A 22,645-nucleotide genomic window follows, 5' to 3' on the forward strand; every position below is an offset into this window, starting at 1 on the left:
CGCGTGCCGGCGGGGACGCGCGCGGTTCTCCGCGCGTGCTCCGCCGGCCGCGTGCGCTGTCACCGCGCGCCGATTGCGGCGAGCGCCTGCTCCGCCGTGAGCGTCCGGTTGAAAAGCGGACCGCCGGGCTGCTGGAGGATTCCGCCGGTGTGCAGCGAGCCGGTGTCGAGGACCGCGAATCCCAGTCCCCTGACGGTTCCGGCCACGATTTCCTTGGCCTCCGGGTCGTCGCCCGCGACGTAGTGTGCGAGGCGTTCCTCCTCGGGCTTTCCGGTGGTGCCGGCCGAGCCGAGCGTGACGAAGTGCATGGTGTTGAGCGATTTCACCAGCCGCGCGCCGGGGTACCAGTCGGCGGTGAACTCGCTGGAGCAGCGGCCGCCCAGGTCCCGCGGCCGGCCAGGCCCGGTGAACGCGTTCATCGCGTCCACCAGGACCTTGCCGCGGACCGCGGCGGCGGGCAGCAGGCCCCGCGCACTGTCGAACGGCACCATCAGCACCAGGAGTTCGGCCGCTCCGGCCACCTCGGCCGGAGTGCCCGCGGTGGCGGCCGGGCCCAGTTCCGCGAGGAGCGGGGCCAGCGACCGCGGGCCGCTCGCGTTGGCCAGGGCGACGCGGTGGCCTGCCGCGACGAGGATGCGGGCCAGGGTGGATCCGATCCGCCCGGTGCCGATGACGCCAGTGTCCATGTCTCCTCAGCTCATGCCGATCCAGACCGACTTGGTCTGGGTGTAGCTTTCGAGGGATTCGGGGCCGCACTCGCGGCCGAAGCCGGAGGCCTTGTAGCCGCCGTAGGGCACCGCCGGGTCGTACTGGTTGTAGCAGTTGACCCAGACGGTGCCGGCCTTGATCTGCGAGGCGACCCGGTGGGCGCGGCGCAGGTCCTGGGTGTGGACGCCGGCGGCGAGCCCGTACGCGCTGTCGTTGGCGATCCGTACCGCGTCCTCCTCCGTGTCGAAGGGGATGACGGACAGGACCGGGCCGAAGATCTCCTCCTGGGCGATCCGCATGGAGTTGTCGACGTCGGTGAAGACCGTGGGGAGGAAGTACAGGCCCTCCGAGGACGCGCCCTCGGGGATCCAGCCGGTGCCCCCGGTGCGGAGGGTGGCGCCCTCCTTCTGGCCGGTCTCGATGTACGAGCTGACCTTCTCGAACTGGCCCCGGTGGGCCAGCGGCCCGAAGAGGGTGGCCGGGTCGCGGGGGTCGCCGGGACGGAGGGCGGCGGCCCGGGCGACCAGGCGCTCGACCAGTTCGTCGTGGATGGGCCGCTGGAGCAGCAGCCGGGAGCCGGCCGTGCAGATCTCGCCCTTGTTGTAGTAGATGCCGAAGAAGGCCAGTTCCTCGGCGAGGTCGAGGTCCGCGTCGGCGAAGACGATGTTGGCGGACTTGCCGCCGAGTTCCATCGTGACCTTCTTCAGGGTGCCGGCGGACCGGCGGATGATGCTCTGGCCCACGGCCGTGGAGCCGGTGAAGGCGATCTTGTCGATGCCGGGGTGGCCGGTGAGGGTCTCGCCCAGCTCGACGCCGGGCCCGGTGACCACGTTGAGCACCCCGTCGGGGATCTCGGCCTCCTGGAACAGCTCGGCGATCTTCAGCGCGGTCAGCGGGGTGGCCGGGGAGGGCTTGTGCACCACCGTGTTGCCGGCCGCGAGCGCCGGGGCGATCTTCGTCATCGACAGGAGCAGCGGGAAGTTGAAGGGGGTGATCGCGCACACCACGCCCAGGGGTTCCCGCAGGGTGTACGCGAGCTGGCCGCCCGCGGGGTTGCGGGAGGAGCCGTCGACGCGGGTGACGGCGCCGGCGTAGTAGTGCATCAGCTGGGCGGCCATGGGGGCGTCGACCGTGCTGGAGAACGCGAACGGCTTGCCCATGTCCACGGTCTCCAGCAGGGCGATCTCCTCCAGGTCGCGCTCGATGAGCTCACCGACCCGGTTGAGCCGCAGCGCGCGCTCCTGGGCGGAGAGTCTGCTCCAGGGGCCTTCCTCGTAGGCCGCCCGGGCGGCGGCCACGGCGGCGTCGGCGTCCGCGGCGGTGGCCTGGGCCACCGGCACGATCTCCTGTCCGTCGACGGGGCTGAGGTCGGGCTCCGTGCGGCCGTCCTGGGCCGCACGCCATTCGCCGCCGATGAACAGCTTCCCCGGGTTCGCCAGGGGCTGGTCGCTGAGCGCGAGCTTCGTCATGGCTGCCTTCCGGTGTGGGTGGGGGGTTCGGGAGGCCCCCACGGGCCTCAGTTGCCGAGCTGCCGTAAGAACGTCTCGGCCAGGGCCTTGGAGGAGTACGGGTTCTGACCGGTGGTCAGGTTGCGGTCCACGACCACGTGGGAGTCCCAGATGAGGTCGGCCTTCTCGTAGCGGGCGCCGAGCCGGGTGAGTTCCGCCTCCAGGATGAACGGCAGCCGGCCGGCCATGTTGGTGACCAGCTCCTCGCTGTGCGAGAAGGCCGTCATCCGGTAGCCCTCGAAGGGCCAGCGGCCCTCGCCGTCGCGCAGGGCGAGCAGCGAGGTGTGGCCGTGGCAAACCGTGGCCAGCGGCTTGTCCTGGGCGATGGCCCAGCGCAGGATCTGCGCCAGCTCGTCGGACTTGGGCAGGTCGCCGATGGCTCCGTGGCCGCCGCTCACGTAGATCCCGTCGTAGCCGGCGATGTCCTTCTCGCCGAGGTCCTCCAGGGCGAGCGGCGCCTTCAGTTGCGGGGTGCCGGCGATGACCCGGACGTACTCGGCCGCGTTGGCCGCGTCGTCGTCCGCGGATCCCTCGGGCCGCACCCACTTGAGGAAGTTCGGGTCGATGCTGGTCTGGTCGACCGTGGGGGCCCTGCCCCCGATCGTCGCCACGTCGACGCTGTGTCCGGCGGCGCGGAAGAGCTGGTACGGAACGACGAATTCCTCGGCCCAGAATCCGGAGGGGTGGAGTTCCCCGTCCAGGAGGTGGAGCGTGGCCTTGGCCGTCATGACGACGAGAATCTTCATGACTCTTTCTCCTCTTTCTGGAGTGGTGCCGATTCAACACGCCGGTTCTGGGGCGCGCGAGGGTCTGCGGTCAGGCCCGCGATACTTCGTCACGTGCGTCGAGTACCGCGATGATGTGCCGGAATTCATCCACCAGGGGGTGGTCGGGACGTGCTTCCGCGAATATGCGTTCGCCGCAGAGCGCGGCCATTTCCGGCACGTACGGAAGAATTCCGGCCAGGGGCGCGCCGTAGACGCGCTCGGCCCGGTCCCGTACGAGTTCGCGGTCGATCCCCTCCGGCGCCATGCTCATGATCAGCGTGCGCCGGCAGGCGAGCCGGCCGACCAGGGCGAGGGTCTCGTCGACGCCCGACAGGTCGATCCGGTCCGCCCTCGCCATGATCACCAGCACGTCGGCGCTGGCCATCGCGGTGACGGTCTCGTTGTTCAGCCCGGCGTGCGTGTCGAGCAGCAGCACGTCCAGGGCGTAGCGGTCGATCAGCCGCGCGAAGGCCTCGGGCAGCAGCCCGACGTCGTAGCCGGTGGCCATGATCTCGGGCAGCGAGTCGGTGGTGGTCCTGGCCGGTACGAGCCACAGGCCCGGCGGGCCCACCGGGTGGGCGGCGGCCTCGATCTCGCAGCGGCCGAGCAGGTAGTCGGTGAGCGAGAAGACCCGGGGGCCGGTCCGGAAGAGCACGTCGAGCGTCGGCGACGGGATGTCCGTGTCGACGAGGGCCACCCGGCGGCCCTCCGCCGCGATGAGCAGGGCGAGGTTGGCGAGCACCGTGGACTTGCCGGTGCCGCCCCGGTGCGAGTGCATCACGATGGTGCGGGCCATCAGGCCACCGCCTTCCCCGTCGCGTGCGGCCCCCGCGCCGCACGTGGCCGGTGCAGGGCCAGCATGGTCACGTCGTCGTGCTGTTCGGCCTCCCCGGTGTGCTCGCGCACGGCCAGGTCCATCCGGTCCAGTACGGCGCTGCCGTTCCCGGTGTGCTGCGAGAGCAGGTCGAGCATCCGCTCGTCGCCCAGGAAGCGGCCGTCAGGGCAGCGTGCCTCGGGCACGCCGTCGGTGTAGGCGAAGAGGGTGTCGCCGGGGTCGAGCCGGGTGTGGCCGAGCGCGTAGCTGCAGTCGGGCAGGACGCCGACGGCCGGGCCGGTGGGCTCCAGCGGGACCGGCGCGGACCCGTCACCGCGCAGCAACAGCGGCGGGTTGTGACCGCCGTTGATGTAGACGAGGCTGCCGGTGAGCGGGTCGAGCACCGCGAAGAAGAGCGTGGCGAAGTAGCCCTGGCGCAGGTGGTTGCGGGTGAGGTAGCCGTTGGTGGCGGTCACCGCGTTGAGCAGCGGGGTGGCGCCGACCACCGGGATGCCCCCGCCGGAGCGGCCGGCGGCGACCAGGTGCTGGAGTCCGCTGTTCTCGGCGGTGTGCCGCAGCAGCGAGCGGATCAGCGCCATGAAGAGGGCCGATCCCACGCCCTTGTCGCACACGTCGGCGACGACCAGGGCGAGCCTGCGCCGGTGGACCAGCTCGAAGACGTCGTAGAAGTCGCCGGCGACCTGCCGGGCGGGGCGGAAGCGCACGTCGATCTCCCAGCCCTCGGGGACGGGCAGCGCCTCCGGCAGGAAGCCCGCCTGGATCTCCCGGCCGATCTCCAGCTCCTTCTCGTAGCTCATGAGTTCCGCCCTGGCGTCGGCCTCCCGCAGGGTGCGGCCGAGTTCGGCGCGTTCCGAGCAGCTCTGCAGCCGGGCGCCGACCAGGGCCGGCAGGAAGGGCGGTACGAGGTAGTCGTGGCCCAGCCGTACATGGGCCTCCAGGGCCTCGAAGTCGTCCACGGTCCACACCACCGCGGTCGGCGCCCCGGCGCGCATCCGGAGCCTGCGCACCGCGCTGCGGACCCCCTCTCCCGGTACCCGCGCGGGGGCCAGCAGCACGTCCGCCTCCGGCAGGCCGGCCACGGGTCCGTGCAGCAGCTGGCTCAGCGTCCGAACCGAACAGGCCGCGTCCATCCGGCTCAGGGCGTCCAGCAGGGACTGGGGCGGTGGAGGGTACTCATCCAGGATGATCACGGTGGTGGAGGGCATGGCCGCGTCCCGTCTGCCTCATCGGCGAGGACCGTCAGGGTGCTGGTGTTGCGGCCCTCACTGCGTACGTAGCTGAACTCGTCGACGCTGGTCAGCGCGAGGTGGATGCCGAGCCCGCCGACCCGCCGCCGCTCCGGGGGGACCCCGGTGGCGGGCGGCAGGCACCCGGCGACCGGGTCGAAGGGCGGTGCGGTGTCCTCGATGACGACCCGGACCCGGCCGGCCCCGGCGCGGCCGCGGACGGTGATCCGCCCGTCGCCGCCCCGGTAGCCGTGGACCACCACGTTGGTGGCCAGTTCGTCCACCGCCAGCCGGAGCCGGTACGCGGCCCCCTTGCCGAGCCCGGCCCGGCGGGCCAGGTCCCGGACGAAGGCGGCGATGTCCGCCAGTGCCGCCACGGTGGCCGGCACCTCCAGGTCCGCGGCCCGCCGGGCCAGCCGTACCCCGTCACCCATCGGAGAGGACGATGCTGTGGTGGAGACCGGCGGTCCTGATGGTCCGGGCCACCGGGTCGATCGCGCCGACCACCTTGATCGTGACGTTCGGGGCGACCTTCTGCTGCGCGAAGACCAGGGAGCGCAGTCCGGCGCTGGCCATGTAGCCGACGCCGGCCATCCGGATCTCCACGGTGGTGGTGCCGTGCCCCGCGGCCTTCTCGATGGTCTGGTGGAAGTCCGGCGCGGTGCTGGCGTCCAGTTCTCCGCTGAGCTCGATGACGGTGGTGTCGCCGGCGATGCTCAGGGACACGGAAAGCGGCATGTCAGGCTCCTTCTGGCGTACGGGGTCCAGGGCTCGCCGGTCAGTCCTCGGTGGGCACGCGGCCCACCAGGATCACGACCGAGCGCGGTCCGATCAGGTACTTGCCTGCGTTGTCCAGTTCGCTCTCCGCGCCCGGGGTGCGGATGTCGTACGGCGCCTCGGCGCCGGTGTCGGCGAACAGGTGCCAGCTGCGGCCGCCGGGCAGCACCGGCAGCTCCAGGTCGTGCGCCTCCCAGTGGGAGTTCATGGCGACGTACACCACGTCGTCGTCGCCGGCGCCGCAGCGGGCCACGGCCAGCAGCCGGGACTCGGGCGACCAGTCGGGGAGCCAGGCGCGGGCCCCGTGCCAGCTGATGTCCGGCAGGCCCAGGCCCTCGCGGATGGCTCCGGTGGGGTGGGTGGTGGAGCGCAGTTCGCGGTGGCGCTTGCGGAAGGCGATCATCTGCCGGACGAAGCGGAGCAGTTCGGCGTTCTCGTCGACCTGGTCCCAGTCGAACCAGGAGAGCTCGTTGTCCTGGCAGTAGGTGTTGTTGTTGCCCTGCTGCGTGCGGCCCACCTCGTCGCCGGACAGCATCATCGGGATGCCCTGGCTGGTGAGCAGGATCGCCACGGCGTTCTTCATCTGGCGCAGCCGGAGGGCGTTGATCTCCGGGTCGTCCGTCGGGCCCTCGGCGCCGCAGTTCCAGCTGTTGTTGTCGTTGGCGCCGTCGTTGTTGCCCTCGCCGTTGGCCTCGTTGTGCTTGTCGTTGTACGAGACCAGGTCGGCCAGGGTGAAACCGTCGTGCGCCGTCAGGAAGTTGACGGAGGCGGCCGTCCCGCGGGTGGAGTACAGGTCCGGGGAGCCGGCGATGCGGGTGGCCAGTTCCCCGGTGACGCCCGGGTCGCCCTTGAGGAAGCGGCGCACGGTGTCGCGGTACTTCCCGTTCCACTCGGCCCAGCGGCCGTAGGCGGGGAAGTTGCCGACCTCGTACAGCCCGGCGGCGTCCCAGGCCTCGGCGATGAGCTTGGTGTGCCGCAGGACCGGGTCGAAGGCGAGCGATTCGAGCAGCGGCGGGTTGGGCAGCGGCGTGCCGTCCAGGGCCCGTCCGAGGATCGCGGCGAGATCGAAGCGGAATCCGTCGATGTGGTAGTCCGCGACCCAGTGGCGCAGGCAGTCGAGGACGTAGTTGCGCACCACGGGGTGGTTGCAGTTGACGGTGTTCCCGGTGCCGCTGAAGTTGAAGTAGTACCCCTCGGGCGTGAGCATGTAGTACGTGGCGTTGTCGAGGCCCTTGAAGGAGATGGTCGGGCCCATCTCGTTGCCCTCGGCCGTGTGGTTGAAGACCACGTCGAGGATGACCTCGATGCCCGCCGCGTGCAGGTCCTTGACCAGGGTGCGCAGTTCGTCGCCCTGCATGCCGTAGCGTCCGGTGGCCGCGTAGCCGGCCTTGGGCGCGAAGAAGGCCACGGTGTTGTAGCCCCAGTAGTCGTACAGCTTCTCGCCGGTCAGCGGGTTGGTGCGCGGGTTGTCGGTCTCGTCGAACTCGAAGATCGGCAGCAGCTCGATGGCGTTGACGCCGAGCTCCTTCAGGTACGGGATCTTCTCCCGCAGGCCGGCGAAGGTGCCGGGCGCCGTGACCCCGGAGGAGGGGTGCCGGGTGAAGCCGCGCACGTGGGTCTCGTACACCACCAGGTCCTCGGCGGGGATCCGCAGCGGGGCGTCGTCGCCCCAGTCGAAGTCCTGGAGGCAGACCCGGGAGCGGTACTGGTACCCGCGGCTGTAGTCGGGCTCGGTGCCCCACACGTCCCGGCCCGCGATGAGCCGGGCGTACGGGTCGGAGAGCACCTGCCGGGCGTCGAAGCGGTGCCCGGTGACCGGGTCGAAGGGGCCGTCGGCCCGGTAGCCGAACTCGATGTTCTCGTGGTCGAGCCCGAAGACCGTCATCGCGAAGACGCTGCCGGTCCGGAACTCCTGGGGGAACTCCAGTTCGGCGAACGGCTCCGGCTCGCCCCGCTTGTAGAGGACCAGGGTCATGGAGGTGGCCTGGTCGGAGAAGACGGAGAAGTTCACGCCCCCGGGGACGACCCAGGCCCCGAAGGGGTAGGGCTTGCCGGCCCGGACGCCGTACCCGGCCACGTCGTGGGTCGGGTAGGCGTCGATGCGGACCTGGTCGGCGCGGGCGGCGGCCTCGGGGCTCACCGGGTGGTCCTCGCGGCGAGCCGCTCCTTGCGGGCGGCCTCGGCCTCGGCGGCCTCGCCGGTCTCGAAGAAGTCGAGGAAGCCGGTCGCCGACATCACGAACCGGACCTCGTCGCTCACCCCGGACAGGGTGACGGCGACGCCGGCGTGCTGGGCCTCGCGGTAGACCACGAGGAGGGTACGCAGGCCCGCGCTGGAGACGTACGTGACGGCCTTGAGGTCGATGCGCAGGGTCTGGCCGTCGCGGACCAGCGGGAGCAGCTTGTCGAGCAGCTGTCCGGAGGTCTCACTGTTGATCTCACCGGAGGCGGCGAGCACCGTCGCGGCCTTGGTCCGGCGTTCCTTGATGGTCAGAGTCATTTCCCATCCCCTTGCTGTGGGGCGCCCCCGTTGAGCGCTACTTGGCCACCGGCCGCAGCCGGACCTTGACCTTGACCCGCCCCTGGACGTCAGGGAGCGTGACGGTGAGGGCCTCGGCGTCGAAGTCGTCGTACGGCTTCTCGTCGATCTCGACGGAGGCGATGCGCACCGCGCCGGCGGGCAGCAGGTCGGGCGAGACCCGCAGCACGCGCCCGGGCAGGTCGGTCGGGTCGGGCTTGAAGTGGAAGTCCATCTCCCGGCCGTTGATGAGCAGGTTGTTGTAGACGGCGGCGAGATAGCAGAGTTCCGCCGAGTGGTACATGGACATCGAGTGGCTGCCCTTGAGCCGCTCGGTGCCGAGCAGGTAGGGCGTGCCGCTGGCGAGCACGTTGAAGTAGACCGCTCCCTCGTCGTGGTCGAGGAAGAAGGTGTTGTAGAAGGCCTCCGCCTGGCGGGCCTCCTTGCGGAAGCGCTCCCCGCCGACCGTGCCGCTCAGGATGAGGTAGGCGAGGATCGCCTGCTCCTGCTGCCACCAGGCCTTGCGGTCGTGCCAGGCGAAGCGATACGTCTCCTGGTCGCCCTCCTTGAGGCGCTCGACCACGTCGTACCAGCCGCCGCGCTGGAGGTCGCTGCCGACCTCGGGCATCAGCTCGCCGATCTTCTTCGCGAGCTCCTCGTAGGCCGGCTTGGCCTTCAGGGAGTTCATCCGGAGCAGGTTCCAGGCGATCTTCAGGTTGTGGCCGACCACGGCGCGGTTCTGCTGCCAGCTGTGCGCGGTGTCGTGCGACCAGTCGCGGAAGAAGCGCTCCTGGACGAACGGGCTGTGCTCGTAGTCCGGGAAGCGCTCGGCGATGGTGTCGAAGGTGTACTCCAGGAAGTCGGCGTACTTCGGGTCACCGGTCGCCAGGTAGAGGTTGATGAGGTACGCGGGCGCGTGGTCGCCGACCGAGTTCCAGTTCTTCCGCTCGCGGTTCTCCCCGAGGGACTCGTGGTCCGCGCTGAACAGGATCGGGTCGACGTGCGAGTAGTAGCCGCCCTGCTCGCGGTCGAAGAAGAACTTGTCGAAGAGCCGGATGGTGCCGTCGGCGTCGTCCTTGATCCGCCGGTCGCCGGTGACGCGGTACGTCTGGACCGGGCCGGCCAGGGCGTAGATCTGCTCGTACATCGGGATCGCGTCGAAGTCGTCGTAGAACTCCGAGGTGAAGAGCTTGCGTTCGGCGTCCCCGTCCACGCTGATGCCGTGGTACCAGTAGACGACGTCCTCCTCGGTGTCGACGACCCGCATGTGCGCCCGGAGGTACTCGGTGCCGCGCTCGGCGACCTCCAGGTACTCGTCCTTGCCGGTCAGCAGGTAGGCGGAGGCCATGCCGTAGACCAGCCGGGAGATGGTGTCGGTCTCCTGGACGTGGCTGGCGGTCTTGTCGCCGCCGAGGCGGATCTCGGTGCGGTACTCGGTGAAGTCGACCGGTCCGTCACCGAACTGGGCCCGCTTGTAGAAGGCGGCGAGGGACTCGATCTGCTTGACCCACCAGCCGGCCTCCTCGAAGCGGTAGTCCTCGGCGCCGCGGCCGAGGAATACCAGGCGCTTGGCCTCGAAGCGGCCGCCCTGCTCGGGGTAGTGGACCCCGTAGGCGAAGAGGAAGCGGCCCGGGGACAGCATCTCGTCGATGTGGCCCGAGGCGTCGATGTACGGCTCGTCGAGGTTGCGGACCAGTTCGGCGCTCGGGCCGCCGGCCAGCGACACCTCGAAGGCGCGCCCGTCCGCGGTGGTCAGCCGCAGCAGCCGGGCCTCGGAGTCGAAGTGTCCGACGTATCCGGCGATGGTGTCGGAGAAGGAGAAGCTCACGGCGTCAGCCATGTCGGGCACCTTCCTTGTCGTGGGTGTCGGCTTCGTCCGCGAAGCCCTGGCTGACCTCGACGACCACGCCGTCGGGGTCGCGCAGCCAAACGGTCCGCCAGCCGCAGATGAAGTCGTCGAAGTCCAGCGGGCCCAGGGTCACGTCGGCCGCGTCCCCGAGGTCGGCGAGGAACGCGTCGACGCTGTCGGTCTGGAAGGCCAGGTGGCGCATCCGGCCCGGCTCCTGGGGCCCGTCGTCCTGCCCGGGGCTCGCGGTCCCCGTGCCGGCCGGGAACAGCTCCAGGTACGCGTCCCCCTTGCGCAGGAACACGATCTGCGCGTCCCCGAGGTCGACCACCCGGGCCCGGGCGAAGCCGAACCAGCGGGTGTAGAACTCCTCGGTGACCTTCTGGTCGGCGCAGTTCAGGCCCACGTGCGACCAGCGCATCAGTCGGCCCTCCGGCCCCGGCCGGCCGTCAGCAGCTCGATGATCCGCCGGGCGAAGAGGTGGTGGTGGGCGCCGGTGCGGCCGGTGACCAGGTCGCCGTCGACGACCACGTCCTCGTCCACGTACTGCGCGCCCATGTTCCGCACGTCGCCGATGAGGTTGTTGTGGCAGACGACCTTGCGGCCGGCCACCTTGTCCGGGATGGAGGAGGCCAGCCACATGCCGTGGCAGATGATCCCCTTCAGGACGGCCGGCTCACCGAAGGCGCGGCGCAGCAGTTCCGTGGCCGGGGCCAGGACGTCCACGTCCTCGGTGTAGCGCAGCCGGTCCGCGACCATGCCGGAGGGCACGATCAGGGCGGCGTACCCGCGCAGCTCCTCGTCGGAGAGGCCTTCGAGGCTCTGGTCCGCGGTGAACGGGGCCCGGTACTCGTGGCCGGTGAAGGTGATCGACTCCTGGCCCCAGAGCCGGGTGAGGAAGTCGACGCGCGCGCCCTCCTCGGCGAACCGGCGCTGGTAGTAGAAGATCTCCGGCTCGTAGAAGTCGCTCTCGACGAGTACGGCGATCCGCGTCCCGGACAGCGCTCCCTCGCGCAGCACCACGTCACCCGGCACGGGACACCCCCTTGAGGAAGTCGGCCGCCCGCTCCGCGATCATCGCGATGGCGGCGTGGCAGTTGCCCGACGGGACCGCGGGCATGACGCTCGCGTCGGCGACGCGGAGGTTCCGTACGCCGTGGACGCGCAGTTCGGGGTCGACGACGGCGAGGTCGTCCACGCCCATCCGGCAGGAGCCGGCCTGGTGGTGGTAGCTCTCGGACTTCCGCTTCACGAAGGCGCGCAGCTCGTCGTCGGTGACGGTGCCGGGCCCGGGCTGGAGCTCCTGCTTGTACCAGGGCGAGAAGGCGGAGGTGGCGAAGATCTCGCGGGCCAGCTGCACGCCCTGGACCATGCGGTCGAGGTCCCAGCGGTCGCCCAGGTAGTTGGGGTGGATCAGCGGGTGGGCCAGCGGGTCCGCGCTCGCCAGCCGGATCCAGCCGCGGGAGACCGGGCGGACCACGCCGGGCAGGATGCTGACGGTGTTGGGGTGCGACTGGCCGACGATCACGTCGAACGGGACGTGGACGAAGGCGATCTGGAGGTCGGGGGCGGGCAGCCCGGGCCGCGAGGCCAGGAAGAGCGCGCTCTCGGAGAGGTTCTGCGCGGGCGGCGGGAGCTCCTGGGTGACCTCGGCCATCAGGCCGGTGAGCACGTGGTTGTGGAAGTTCTCGCCGACCCCGGGCAGGGGTGCGGTGACCTCGATGCCGTGCCGGCCGAGCTGCTCCGGGTGGCCGATGCCGGAGAGCAGCAGCAGCTTCGGGGACTCGATCGCCCCGGCCGCCACGATCACCTCGCGGCGGGCGCGGACCGTGTGCAGGCCCGGGCCCTCGGGGGCGGCCGCGGGGACGTCCCGGCCCGGGAAGTCCGCGGGCGGACTGGTCTGGAGGTACTCGACGCCGGTGCAGGTGCCGTCCTCGACCAGCAGCCGGGTGGACTGGGCGCCGGTGCGCAGGGTGAGGTTGGGGCGGTCGAGTGCCGGTTCCAGGTAGGCGGCGAGGGTGCCCTGCCGCCTGCCGTCGGCCACGTCGATGTGGTGCCAGCCGGTGCCGAAGAGGCCGCGCCGGGGGCCGTCGGTGTTGAAGTCGGCGATCTCCTCGTGGCCCAGCTCGACGGCCGCGTCGATGAAGGCGCGGGAGACCGGGTTGGGGCCGTGCCGGCCCGCGTTGGTGATCCGCTGGGGGCCGGCGGTGCCGGTCGTGGCGGCGGTCCGGTCCTCCTGGGCCTCCAGCAGGGCGAAGTACGGCAGGACGTCCTGGTGGGACCAGCCTGCGGCGCCCTGGTAGGCCCAGTTGTCGAAGTCCGAGGCGTGGCCCCGGATGTGCATCATGATGTAGAGGTTGCTGCTGCCGCCGGGGGCCTTGCCGCGCGGTTCGTAGGTGCGGCGGCCGTCGAGGCCGGGCTGCGGGACGCTCTGGTAGCCCCAGTCGACGGGGCCGCCGAGCAGCTTGTACCAGGACGAGGGGTCGTCGACCTCGGGCGGGATCCGCCCGCCGCCGGCCTCCAGGACGAGCACCGAGACGTCCGGGTCCTCCGAGAGCCGGTTCGCCAGGACGCTGCCCGCCGTACCGGACCCCACGACGACGTAGTCGTACTCCGTCACGGCCGCCCCCTCAGTCCTGGGCCAGGACCTGGAAGGGGACCGTGTCGTGGAAGTTCGCCATGTAGGCGATCCTCCCGTCGACGATCGTGAAGAAGTTCATCACCTCGGCGGTGATCTCCTCGCCCGAGGCGCTGACCGCGGTCAGGTGCGAGACGGCGGCCGCCTTGACGGTGCCGGGCGTCCCGGAGCCGGGCGCGGGCCGGTCGACGAGGAGGTGCAGGGGCTCGTTCCGGAAGACCCGGTACATCGTGCCCATGCCCTTCATCATCGAGCGGAGCGTGTCGAGCCCCTCGATGTGCCCGGCGAGCTGCTCGTCCATGACCTGGTCGTCGGCGAACAGGTCGCACCAGCGGTCCCAGTCGCCGGCGTTGGCGTACTCGTAGTACCTGGTCAGGATCTGGTGTGCGTCCATCGCGGTCGTCCCCCCTCTATCGGTCCCTGCGGATGCCGTCCGGCGCGAAGGGCGCCCAGAAGCTGCTGAAGGCGCTCGCGGTGTCGCCGAAGAGGCCGTCGCGGCCCTCGACGATCCGGCCGTCCCGCCAGCGCATGAAGTGGAAGACCTGGTAGTCCATGCGCTCGTAGGGGGACTGCGCGTCCTCCTTGGCGCCGGCCCGCAGACCGGTGTTGCGGCACACGTCGGCCGAGACGTCCGGGCCGGTCAGGACGTGCTCGATGTCCATCCGGAAGGTGCCGTCGGTGAGCCGGTGGGTCCGGCCCATCAGCTCCAGGAAGGCGTCCAGGCTCTCGTACCAGCCGGCGAGCGGGTGGTTGCCGGGCACCAGCCACCGCAGGTCCTCGGAGTAGTACTCCAGGATCCTGGCGCGGTCTCCGGAGCCGAGCGCGCGGTAGGCCGCCTCGACGCGCTGGCGCGTCACGTGGGTCATGGTCCGCTTCTCCTGTCGCGAGGTCAGAGGGAGGCCGAACCGGGCATCGGAGCCAGTTCGTTGACGGTGTACGTCTTGATCCGCGGCCCGGCCGGACCGGATACGACGGTCCAGGTCTGGTCGGCGTCGAAGCCGAGCCAGACGCTGCGCGCGGCCGGCGGGTCCCAGACCTTGGCCTGCCAGTTGACGAGGACCCGGACCTCGGCCCGGTCCCCGTCGATCACCGGCTCGACCTTGGTGACGGTGTGCACCTCGTCGAAGAAGCGGTGGGTGACGGCCTCGTACCAGCGGCCGAAGCCCTCGTGGCCGAGGAAGGTGTCCTCGGGGACCTTGAACTCCAGGTCGCCGGTGATGAAGTCCAGCACGTCGGTGAGTGGTACGTGCTGGTCGAGGGCCGTGTACCAGGCCCCCGCGAAGGTGCGGATCGCGTCCTCGGTCAGCCGCTCGGCGGGCATGCGCGCCTCCCTGTGATGTGGTGTCAGATCTGGATGTCCACGAGGAACGGGCCGGGGTGGTCGAGCATCAGCCGCACCGCGGCCGCCGCCTCCTCCGGCTTCTCCACCCGGGTGCCGCCCGCGCCGAGGGAGCGCGCCAGCCCGGCGAAGTCGATCTCCGGGTGGGACAGGTCGAAGGACCCGGGGAAGGCGTGCTCCGGGATGTCCCGCTCCCGCCAGTACTGGGCGATGTTGTCGTCCAGCAGCCGGTACTTGCGGTTGTTGCAGACCACGAACTTGGCCGCGATGCCGTGCCGGGCCGCGGTCCACAGCGCCTGGTACGTGTACATCGCCCCGCCGTCGCCGGCGAAGCCGACGACCAGCCGGTCGGGGTGGGCCAGCTTCGCGCCGACCGCGCCCGGGAAGCCCACGCCCAGAGAGCCGCCGCGGGTCAGGTGGTAGTCGCCCGGCCGCTCGGCCGGCAGGTGGGCGGTGACCAGCGGGGAGGTCGTGAGCGCCTCGTCGAAGACGATGAGGTCGCCCCCGGTCCGCTCGGCCAGGGTGCGCAGGAAGACGGCCATCGGCGTGCCGTCCCGGTCCCCTTCCCCCGTCCGGGCGGCGGCCGCGCGCTCCCGCGTGCGGACGTCGAGGCGGGCGGCCGCGGCGGCCCGGGCGGCGGGGCTCAGCTCCCGTTCCAGTACGGGCGCCAGCGCGCGCAGCGTCCGCCGGGGATCGGCGGCCAGCGCCAGGTCCACCGGGTGGTTCTTGGCGATCTCGTACGTGTTGAGGTCGACGTGGACGATCCGCGCGCCCTCCGCGAAGGGGCTCACCAGCTCCGGGAAGACCTCCGGGAAGACGTACGTGCCGACGATCAGCACCGCGTCCGCACCCCGCACCAGTTCCGCGCTGTGCGCGCCGAACATGTGGCCGAGCTGGCCGCGGCGCAGCGGGTGGGAGGCCCGGATGTTCACCTCGGACGAGTCCACCTCGTACACGTCCGCGCCCAGCAGCTCCGCGACGGCGGCCAGTTCGGCCTGCGCCCCGGAGAGGGCCACCCCGTCGCCGACCAGGACCAGCGGGCGCTCCGCGCCGGCCAGCAGCCGGGCGGCCCGGCCGACGGCGGCGTCCGAGGGCGCCACGTCGGTGTCGGGCACGACGGCCGGCAGCACGGGCTCGGAGTTGAGCTCGTCCAGCACGTCCATCGGGAGGGCCACGAAGACCGGCCCGCGGGGCGGGGTGAGCGCGATCTTCACCGCGCGGCGCACGGTGCGCAGCACGGAGGCGGGGTCGGTGACGCGGGTGGCGTACTTGGTGACCGGCCGGGCCATCGCGACCAGGTCGGCGGCCATCTGCGCGTCCATGGCGTCGTACCGCACCCCGGCGTCTCCGGCGACCACCACCAGGGGCGTGTGGCCGCGCAGGGACTGGTACAGCATGCCGATGCCGTTCCCCAGGCCGACGCCGGAGTGCAGCTGGAGCAGCGCGGCACCGCCGGTGGCCCGCGCGTAGCCGTCGGCGATGCCGGCGGCCACGGTCTCCTGGAGGCTGAGGACGTACCGGAAGCCCTCGGCGGCGTCGGCCGCGTCGAGGAACCCCTGCTCGACCGTGCCGGGATTTCCGAACATCACGTCGAGGCCGTCGGCCTTGAATTGCTCGATGAGCCTTTCCCGGCCCGGAGTCGCTTTCATGAATTCCCCCTCGTTCCCGGCTGGTTTACCGGACGGACGCTCCCGCCGAATTCAGGATCACCATCCCCAGCGGGTGAGCCCCTCTTCCAGGACTTCCACGATCTTCTGTCCGGTGAGGTACGAGTCGGGGGTGGACCGGCCGGTGACGAACGGGTAGTCGACGATCACCGACACCGGCTTTCCGAAGTTCCCGTGATAGGCGCCGTCCGGCCCGGTGGCGTCGCGCAGGATGTACTCCAGCGGATACGGCGGCGGGCCCATGTTGAAGTCGGTGCCGAGGAACCCGGTGCCGTCCTTGTAGTCGTACTCCTTGCAGTGCCCGGTCACGTGCTTGCCCCAGATGATGCTGCGCCGGTCGTCCCAGTCGCGGGCGAAGGCCAGGCAGGCCACGCCGTAGCATTCCGCGGCCACCACCTTTCCGGCCTTCCGGAAGGCGAGGATCAGGGCGTGCACGCGCTCGTTGTTGGCGAGGTCGGCGATCGGGCCGCTGCCGCCGACGATCAGGATCGCGTCGTACGAGGCGATGTCGGCGTCGAGCCGGTCGAGGTCGCGGTGGTACTGCTCCAGCTTGCGCAGGTACCCGTCGTCGCTGGTGTACGGGCGCTCGGGCACCCACGCCTCGATGTCGAGGGGGGCGTCCAGCCGGCTGGAGCGTTCGAACTCGCGGCCCAGCCGCGCGTTCTCCTCGGTGGTCACCGACCGGCCCAGCGGAGGGTCGACGTAGTTCGCGTCGAGGCTCGGCGGAAGGGCGTGGGCGCGCTTTCCGGTGGGCGTCGCGAAGACGACCTCATAGCCACGCGCATCGAACTCGGAAACGGGACCGATGAGTTCCTCGGCCCAGTAACCGTGTTCGGAGACAATGACCAGAATCTTTCTGCTCACGTATTCCTCCTGGCGCCGCCTGTTGTCGTTGGCGCACCCCACACTGCTGGTCGGCCGGGTCGGCGTCAAAGGCCGCACACACGACTTCGTGAGGTAGCGGACCAGGTGTTCCGGGCACCTCAGGAAGTCGGCGGCAGAGGTCAGGAAGTAGCCGGGGGACTTCCTGACTTCGGCCGAATAAGTGAACCGCCGGGAAATTCACGATCTATGGTCGTGGGGATTCTCCGGGACGAGTCGCCGCTGGGGCTCGGGAGCTCCGTGCGGCAAGAGAGAAGGACGGGGTCCGATGGACAGCAGGTGTGTGCACGTCGATGAGATACGCCCGGTGTCGGCGGGGACCGAGGGCTGCGCGGAATGCCTTGCGTCGGGTGATTCCTGGGTGCATCTGCGGATGTGCCTCAGCTGCGGTCACGTCGGCTGCTGCGACTCCTCCCGGAACCGCCACGCCACCTCGCACTTCCGCACCACGGCGCACCCCATCGCCGCCTCGCACGAGCCGGGCGAGGACTGGGCGTGGTGCTACGCCGACAAGCTGATGCTGGAGCGCGCATGAGCACCGCGCGGGAAAGCGCCCCGGCCCGCGAGGAGCGCGAGGGCCGCAAGCCGGTGATCCTGGCCGTCGACGACGACCCCCAGGTGCTCCGCGCCGTACGCCGGGACCTGCGCAGCGCGTACGGGGACCGCTACCGGGTGCTGGGCGCGTCCTCGGCCGCGGACGCGCTGAAGATCCTGGACTCCCTGGACGAGCGGGGCCACGACCCGGCCCTCTTCCTGGTCGACCAGCGCATGCCGGACGTCACCGGGGTGGAGTTCCTGCTGGAGGCGGTCAGCCGCTTCCCGGACGCGCGCCGGGTGCTGCTGACGGCGTACGCGGAGACCGACGCGGCCATCACCGCCATCAACCGGGTGCGGCTGGACTACTACCTGCTCAAGCCCTGGGACCCGCCCCACGAGCGGCTCTTCCCGGTCCTGGACGACCTGCTCTCGGACTGGCTGGCCACCTACCGCCCCGCGTACGACGGGATCATCGTCGCCGGCCACCTGGTGGCCCCGGGCACGCACGCCGTGCGCGACTTCTTCACCCGCAACGGCCAGCCCTTCCGCTTCCTGAACGTCGAGCGGGACCCCGAGGCGCTGACCCTGATCGCCGACCGCCCGGACGCGCCCCTGCCGCTGGTCCGCTTCCCGGGCGGCGAGGTGCTCTCGGCCCCCACGGACGCCGAACTCGCGGAGCGGCTGGGCCTGGCCACCACGGCCTCCCGCCCGCACTACGAGTGCGTGATCGTCGGCGCGGGGCCGGCGGGCCTCGCGGCGGGGGTGTACGCGGCCTCGGAGGGCCTGTCGACGCTGATGCTGGACTCCCGCGCGCCCGGCGGCCAGGCCGGCACCTCCAGCCTCATCGAGAACTACCTCGGCTTCCCCTCGGGCCTGTCCGGCAGCGACCTGACCCGCCGGGCCACCATCCAGGCGTCCCGCTTCGGCGCGGAGATCCTGCACCCGGTGGAGGTCGTCTCGCTCACCCGCGACGACCCCGCGAAGATCCTCACGCTGGCCGACGGCACGGAGATCAGCGCCGAGACCGTGCTGCTGTCCACGGGCGTCGCGTACAACCGCCTCCAGGCCCCCGGCGCGGACCGCTTCGAGGGCGCCGGGCTCTACTACGGCGCGGCCACCACGGAGAGCTCCGCCTGCATCTCCCAGCACGTCTTCATCGTGGGCGGCGCCAACTCGGCCGGCCAGGCCGCCGTGCACTTCGCGAAGTACGCCGCCCGGGTCACGATCCTGGTCCGCGCGCAGTCGCTGGACGCCAGCATGTCCCGCTACCTGATCGACGAGATCGGCCGCACGCCCAACATCGAGGTGAAGGTCCGCACCACCGTGGTCGCGCTCGACGGCGGCGAGCACCTGGAGCGCATCACCCTGCACGACGCGGAGAGCGGCGAGGACACCGAGACCCCGTGCCGGTTCATGTTCACGTTCATCGGCGCCCGCCCGCACACCGACTGGCTGGCCGGCGTGGTGGAACGCGACGAGTTCGGCTTCGTCCTCACCGGCTCCGACCTGATCGCCAACGGCGGGGAGCTGCCGGCCGAGTGGAGCCTGGAGCGGGCCCCGTACCCGCTGGAGACGAGCGTGCCGGGCGTGTTCGCGGCCGGCGACGTCCGCGCCCACTCGGTCAAGCGGGTGGCCTCCGGCGTCGGCGAGGGCGCGATGGCCGTCTCCCTCGTCCACCGGTACCGCGCGATGGGCTGACCGTTCGCCGGCGGCGGAAGGCGGACCGCGCCCTTGCGATCAACGTGCGCGCAGATGCAACGTTGATTACATGATTACAGCCGAACAGAGAGAGCAGCTCCGCGGCTGGTTCGCCGGCCGCCTGCCGGAAGACGTCTACGAGAGCGTGGCCGACGTGGTGGTCGACCGCGAGGAGATCACCGTGATCGGCCGCGCCCCGGCCGGGGAGACGGCCGCGGAGTTCCGGGCCCGCACCCGCGAGCAGCGCATCGCCGTCGCCCGCGAGGCGGAGGAGCTCTACCGCCGCAAGGTGGCCTGGGGCGTGGAGGGTGAGGGCGGCGAACGCACGCTCTTCACCCATCTGGCCGTCCCGGTGATGACCCGGCTGCGCCAGTCCGAGCGCCAGGTGCTGGACACGCTGGTGGCGGGCGGGGTCGCGCGCAGCCGGGCGGACGCCCTGGCCTGGTGCGTACGGCTGGTGGGCCGCAACACGGACACGTGGCTGGCGGACCTGCGGGCCTCCCTGGAGGAGGTCGGCAGGGTCCGGGCCCAGGGCCCCGACTCCATGGAGTCCGACCAGGAATGACGCATTCGGCTGACGGGCACCGATGATCGCGTCAGGGTAGCCGCAGCAGCTGATCACCACGGAGAGGCAGAACCGTCATGGCCACCACCGTCGAGTACATCCGCTACCGCATCGCGTTAGACGAGCAGCAGTCCTTCGAGGACGCGTACCGCAAGGCGGCGGAGTCGCTGGCCGCCGCTCCCGAGTGCGTGGACTACGAGCTGGCCCGCTGCGAGGAGGAGCAGGAGCGCTACATCCTCCGGATCCGCTGGACCTCGACCGAGGCGCACCTCCAGGGCTTCCGGCGGGGCGAGCACTTCCCCGCCTTCTTCAGCGCGATCCGGCCGTACGTGACCGCGATCGAGGAGATGCAGCACTACCAGGTCACCGAGGTCGTCGGCACGGGCAAGGCCGCGGGACAGTGAGGCAGGCACGATGAGCACCCCCACGATCTACGAGTGGATGGGCGGGGGCGAGGCGATGAACCGCCTCACCGCCGCCTTCTACGGCCACGCGCTGCAGGACGAGATCCTCGCCCCGGTGTTCGCCGGCATGGACCCCGGGCACCCGCAGCACGTGGCGGCCTGGCTGTCGGAGGTCTTCGGCGGCCCGGCGGACTACACGGCACACCACGGCGGCCACCGGCACATGGCCACCAAGCACCTGGGCCGGGGCATCACCGAGCAGCAGCGCCGCCGCTGGGTGGACCTCCTCCTCGACACCGCCGACGAGGTCGGCCTCCCGACGGACCCGGAGTTCCGCGCGGTGTTCGTCTACTACATCGAGTGGGGCACCCGCATGGCCCTGATCTACTCGGGTGACAACCCCCCACCGGTCGACGCGGCCAAGGTCCCGGTCTGGTCCTGGGGCCAAACCCCACCGTGGACGGGCTCCTAGCCCCTCCGCCACGGCAGCCCAGGAGATCCCCCCGGACGAAGTCCGGGGGGGAAGACCCGGGCACAGCCCGAGGGGGGTCCGGGGCGCAGCCCGGACCTCCGCCCCGCGAGGGCCGGGCCTCAGCCCCGCCCCTCGACCAGCAGCACCCGGAACCCGGGCCCCGCATCCGACTCCGCCCAGAACTCCACCGCCCCCTCCAGCACCTCGTGCAGCACCTCGGCATCACGGGCCCGCGCACCCGCGAAGCCCCCCCACCCGGTGACGGCGACCAGCCACCCCGGCACCGGCGCCGCCCAGGACAGGTCCGTCAGACAGTCCGCCAGCGCGTCCCAGTTCCGCCCGAACCACCCCGGCAGCCCGAATGCCCGCTCGCACCGGTCCATCAGCGTCGCCTTGGACCGTACGCCGTCCAGTTCCAGCAGCACGGTTGCCCAACCCGCCCCCCGCGCGGCGGCCAGCGCCGGCTCCAGCGGCTCGTCCGCGGGCCACACCCGCGGGGCCGGCGGCCCGGACAACGCGTCGAGGGTCATCGCAGCACCGCCCGGAAGCTCTGGTAGTGGTCGTCCGTGTAGTAGAACTCGCCGCCCCGCCCGGTGACGATGCGCCGCGCGCCCCGGTCCCGCTCCCCCGGCGTCCGTACGGTGTACTCGTGGTAGTAGCCCCGTTTCTGCCGGGGCAGCACCCGCTCGAAGTTCCCGAAGACCGTGCCGTCCTGACGGTACGGATAGGGTCCGCCCCGGTCGATGAGCGCCAGCGTCTCCCGCGCCTGCACGGGCAGGTCGGCGGCCCGCACGACCGCCATCCCCCGCGCCCACCCGGGCGTGCTCGGGGCGCCGGCGGTCGGGGTGACCAGAGCAGCGGCCCGGTCCGCCCCGCCGGAACCGCCACCGCTCCCGCCGCAGGCCGCGACGGTCCCCAGCAGCACCGTCAGGAACACGGCCCCCAAGAGCCGGGGCACGCTCCGCAAGATCATGCACCGATGCTGCCAAACAACAGGCGCACCGGCGAACGGACCCCGCCTCAACGGGCCCCTGTCAGCCGGCTCGGCACAGCCACCCGGCCCGGCTCAGCCGCCCGAGCCGACCGGCTCACCGGACCAGCGGGCCCCCGCGACCGCTCAGCGGCCCGACGCGATCGCCCCGTCGTCCGGGTCGGCCCGCTCCAGCGCCGGCCGCGCACCCGGCACCGACTCGGTCAGCAGGTAGTCGGCGACGGCGGTGTCCGTCACCAGGCTGGTCACCAGCCCGGACCGCAGCACGGCGCCGATCGCCGCCGCCTTGCGCAGGCCGCCGGCGATGGCCACGACCTCCGGGATCCGGCGCAGCCGGTCGGCCTCGACGGTGATGCACCGCTCGCCCAGGTCCCGGCCGACCCGGCGGCCGTCCTTGTCGAAGAGGTGCGCGGACATCTCGGCGGCGACGCCGAGCGACGCGTAGTGCGCCCGCTCCTCGTCGGAGAGCATGTCGTGCACGGTCGAGATGCCCGGCTCCCAGGAGCCGATGGACACCGCGGCGACGGTGACCTTGTCGAAGTACTCGAAGGCCCGGGCGATCCCGGTCTGGTTGCGCAGTGCGGCCGCCGTGGCGGGGTCCGGCAGCAGCATCGGCGCGTAGATCGGGTGCGCGTCGCCGCCGGAGACCTGGGCGGCCCGGCGCACGGCCTCGACCGAGCCGCGCTCCGCGGTCCCGGCGTCGTACACGCCGGTCAGCTGGACGACGGTGCACGGCGGCAGGCGGTGCAGGGCGGCCGCCATGTGGATGGTCGACCGCCCCCACGCCAGTCCGAGCACGTCGCCCTCGCTGACCAGCTCGCCCAGCAGGTCGGCCGCGACCGCGCCGAGGTTCTCCGGGTCGGGGGCGTCCTCGGCCGCGTCGGCCGGGGACTCCACGACGACCGCGTGACGCAGCCCGTACCGCGCGCGCAGCGCGTCGGAGCGCTCCGCGTCCAGCTCGGCCGGCACCCGGATCTCGATCCGGACGAGGTCGCGTTCCAGGGCGGTCTCCAGGACCCGGGCCACCTTGAAGCGGCTCACGCCGAACTCCTCGGCGATCTGGATCTTGGACTTGCCCTCCAGGTAGAAGCGACGGGCCATGGCCGCCGCCTGCACCAGCTCCGCGGGTCCCATCCGCAGGGCTGAGCGTCCCGCCGACACACCAGACACCGCGATCTCCTCACTGCTGTTCACACTCTCGACTCGCCGTTCATCCTGTCAGATCCGGCGGCCGTTGATCAGCCCGGACAGCTCCCGTTCACCGAGCT

At 71.5% G+C, this 22,645-nt stretch carries 26 protein-coding genes; 5 read left to right on the forward strand and 21 right to left on the reverse strand.

Annotated features, from left to right (window positions below):
- Positions 1-59: 59 nt before the first annotated feature.
- From ACIF6F_RS17605 to ACIF6F_RS17690, 18 genes are all read right to left on the reverse strand, one after another.
- Positions 60-686: an NADPH-dependent F420 reductase gene (locus ACIF6F_RS17605; RefSeq protein WP_399947410.1), complete on the reverse strand. Its 627-nt coding sequence runs from the start codon at positions 684-686 to the stop codon at positions 60-62.
- Between the two features lie 6 nt (positions 687-692).
- Positions 693-2,177, reverse strand: a complete 1,485-nt coding sequence (locus tag ACIF6F_RS17610) for an aldehyde dehydrogenase family protein (protein WP_399947411.1) — start codon at positions 2,175-2,177, stop codon at positions 693-695.
- A gap of 47 nt (positions 2,178-2,224) precedes the next feature.
- A complete protein-coding gene (locus ACIF6F_RS17615) occupies positions 2,225-2,962 on the reverse strand; it encodes a type 1 glutamine amidotransferase domain-containing protein (protein ID WP_399947413.1) in 738 nt (245 codons plus the stop codon).
- Between the two features lie 70 nt (positions 2,963-3,032).
- Positions 3,033-3,779 (reverse strand): MinD/ParA family protein, encoded by a 747-nt coding sequence (locus tag ACIF6F_RS17620; RefSeq protein WP_399947415.1) that lies wholly within the window; start codon positions 3,777-3,779, stop codon positions 3,033-3,035.
- Entirely contained in the window at positions 3,779-5,023 is a 1,245-nt protein-coding gene (locus ACIF6F_RS17625) for a PP2C family protein-serine/threonine phosphatase (protein WP_399947417.1), read from the reverse strand. Before ACIF6F_RS17625 ends, ACIF6F_RS17620 begins: the two co-directional genes overlap by 1 nt.
- Positions 5,005-5,478, reverse strand: a complete 474-nt coding sequence (locus ACIF6F_RS17630; protein WP_399947419.1) for an ATP-binding protein — start codon at positions 5,476-5,478, stop codon at positions 5,005-5,007. The genes ACIF6F_RS17625 and ACIF6F_RS17630 overlap by 19 nt, the downstream gene beginning before the upstream one ends.
- Complete coding sequence (locus ACIF6F_RS17635; protein WP_399947421.1) at positions 5,471-5,782, reverse strand: STAS domain-containing protein; 312 nt, start codon at positions 5,780-5,782, stop codon at positions 5,471-5,473. Before ACIF6F_RS17635 ends, ACIF6F_RS17630 begins: the two co-directional genes overlap by 8 nt.
- 40 nt (positions 5,783-5,822) lie before the next feature.
- On the reverse strand, positions 5,823-7,961 hold the full coding sequence (glgX, locus tag ACIF6F_RS17640) for a glycogen debranching protein GlgX (RefSeq protein ID WP_399947423.1): 2,139 nt from the start codon (positions 7,959-7,961) through the stop codon (positions 5,823-5,825).
- Positions 7,958-8,320 carry an STAS domain-containing protein gene (locus ACIF6F_RS17645; RefSeq protein ID WP_399947424.1) on the reverse strand — a complete coding sequence of 121 codons (363 nt, stop codon included), beginning with the start codon at positions 8,318-8,320 and terminating at the stop codon, positions 7,958-7,960. Before ACIF6F_RS17645 ends, glgX begins: the two co-directional genes overlap by 4 nt.
- Before the next feature lie 37 nt (positions 8,321-8,357).
- Entirely contained in the window at positions 8,358-10,178 is a 1,821-nt protein-coding gene (locus ACIF6F_RS17650) for an AGE family epimerase/isomerase (RefSeq protein ID WP_399947425.1), read from the reverse strand.
- A complete protein-coding gene (locus tag ACIF6F_RS17655; RefSeq protein WP_399947427.1) occupies positions 10,171-10,605 on the reverse strand; it encodes a VOC family protein in 435 nt (144 codons plus the stop codon). Before ACIF6F_RS17655 ends, ACIF6F_RS17650 begins: the two co-directional genes overlap by 8 nt.
- Complete coding sequence (locus ACIF6F_RS17660; protein WP_399947429.1) at positions 10,605-11,219, reverse strand: DJ-1/PfpI family protein; 615 nt, start codon at positions 11,217-11,219, stop codon at positions 10,605-10,607. The genes ACIF6F_RS17655 and ACIF6F_RS17660 overlap by 1 nt, the downstream gene beginning before the upstream one ends.
- Positions 11,209-12,804 carry a GMC family oxidoreductase gene (locus ACIF6F_RS17665; RefSeq protein ID WP_399947431.1) on the reverse strand — a complete coding sequence of 532 codons (1,596 nt, stop codon included), beginning with the start codon at positions 12,802-12,804 and terminating at the stop codon, positions 11,209-11,211. Before ACIF6F_RS17665 ends, ACIF6F_RS17660 begins: the two co-directional genes overlap by 11 nt.
- 10 nt (positions 12,805-12,814) lie before the next feature.
- The gene (locus ACIF6F_RS17670) at positions 12,815-13,216 is read right to left on the reverse strand and encodes a nuclear transport factor 2 family protein (protein ID WP_399947433.1); all 402 of its coding nucleotides are present in this window, start codon (positions 13,214-13,216) and stop codon (positions 12,815-12,817) included.
- A 16-nt stretch (positions 13,217-13,232) separates the two neighbouring features.
- The gene (locus ACIF6F_RS17675; RefSeq protein WP_399947435.1) at positions 13,233-13,688 is read right to left on the reverse strand and encodes a nuclear transport factor 2 family protein; all 456 of its coding nucleotides are present in this window, start codon (positions 13,686-13,688) and stop codon (positions 13,233-13,235) included.
- A 23-nt stretch (positions 13,689-13,711) separates the two neighbouring features.
- On the reverse strand, positions 13,712-14,143 hold the full coding sequence (locus tag ACIF6F_RS17680) for a nuclear transport factor 2 family protein (protein WP_399947437.1): 432 nt from the start codon (positions 14,141-14,143) through the stop codon (positions 13,712-13,714).
- Between the two features lie 23 nt (positions 14,144-14,166).
- Positions 14,167-15,810, reverse strand: coding sequence for a thiamine pyrophosphate-binding protein (locus tag ACIF6F_RS17685; protein ID WP_399947439.1), 1,644 nt, complete (start codon positions 15,808-15,810; stop codon positions 14,167-14,169).
- A gap of 57 nt (positions 15,811-15,867) precedes the next feature.
- Positions 15,868-16,692: a type 1 glutamine amidotransferase domain-containing protein gene (locus ACIF6F_RS17690; protein WP_399947441.1), complete on the reverse strand. Its 825-nt coding sequence runs from the start codon at positions 16,690-16,692 to the stop codon at positions 15,868-15,870.
- Between the two features lie 286 nt (positions 16,693-16,978).
- On the opposite strand from ACIF6F_RS17690, the gene ACIF6F_RS17695 reads away from it, so the two are divergent.
- The 5 genes from ACIF6F_RS17695 (at position 16,979) to ACIF6F_RS17715 (ending at position 20,386) form a co-directional block, all read left to right on the forward strand.
- Positions 16,979-17,245 carry a UBP-type zinc finger domain-containing protein gene (locus ACIF6F_RS17695; RefSeq protein ID WP_399947443.1) on the forward strand — a complete coding sequence of 89 codons (267 nt, stop codon included), beginning with the start codon at positions 16,979-16,981 and terminating at the stop codon, positions 17,243-17,245.
- Positions 17,242-18,945: an FAD-dependent oxidoreductase gene (locus ACIF6F_RS17700; RefSeq protein ID WP_399947445.1), complete on the forward strand. Its 1,704-nt coding sequence runs from the start codon at positions 17,242-17,244 to the stop codon at positions 18,943-18,945. Before ACIF6F_RS17695 ends, ACIF6F_RS17700 begins: the two co-directional genes overlap by 4 nt.
- A 70-nt stretch (positions 18,946-19,015) precedes the next feature.
- Complete coding sequence (locus ACIF6F_RS17705) at positions 19,016-19,510, forward strand: hypothetical protein (protein WP_399947447.1); 495 nt, start codon at positions 19,016-19,018, stop codon at positions 19,508-19,510.
- Between the two features lie 77 nt (positions 19,511-19,587).
- Positions 19,588-19,914 (forward strand): putative quinol monooxygenase, encoded by a 327-nt coding sequence (locus tag ACIF6F_RS17710; RefSeq protein ID WP_399947449.1) that lies wholly within the window; start codon positions 19,588-19,590, stop codon positions 19,912-19,914.
- A 10-nt stretch (positions 19,915-19,924) separates the two neighbouring features.
- On the forward strand, positions 19,925-20,386 hold the full coding sequence (locus ACIF6F_RS17715) for a group II truncated hemoglobin (RefSeq protein ID WP_399947451.1): 462 nt from the start codon (positions 19,925-19,927) through the stop codon (positions 20,384-20,386).
- Positions 20,387-20,505: 119 nt separating this feature from the next.
- On the opposite strand, the gene ACIF6F_RS17720 is transcribed toward ACIF6F_RS17715, so the two are convergent.
- The 3 genes from ACIF6F_RS17720 to ACIF6F_RS17730 form a co-directional block, all read right to left on the reverse strand.
- Positions 20,506-20,916 carry a barstar family protein gene (locus ACIF6F_RS17720; protein ID WP_399947452.1) on the reverse strand — a complete coding sequence of 137 codons (411 nt, stop codon included), beginning with the start codon at positions 20,914-20,916 and terminating at the stop codon, positions 20,506-20,508.
- Complete coding sequence (locus ACIF6F_RS17725) at positions 20,913-21,359, reverse strand: ribonuclease domain-containing protein (RefSeq protein ID WP_399947454.1); 447 nt, start codon at positions 21,357-21,359, stop codon at positions 20,913-20,915. The genes ACIF6F_RS17720 and ACIF6F_RS17725 overlap by 4 nt, the downstream gene beginning before the upstream one ends.
- Before the next feature lie 144 nt (positions 21,360-21,503).
- Positions 21,504-22,571, reverse strand: coding sequence for a sugar-binding transcriptional regulator (locus ACIF6F_RS17730; RefSeq protein WP_399947456.1), 1,068 nt, complete (start codon positions 22,569-22,571; stop codon positions 21,504-21,506).
- Positions 22,572-22,645: the final 74 nt, after the last annotated feature.

Origin of the sequence: Streptomyces sp. NPDC086023, from assembly GCF_044540325.1 — a bacterium.
In the GTDB taxonomy this organism is placed as follows: Bacteria; Actinomycetota; Actinomycetes; order Streptomycetales; family Streptomycetaceae; genus Streptomyces.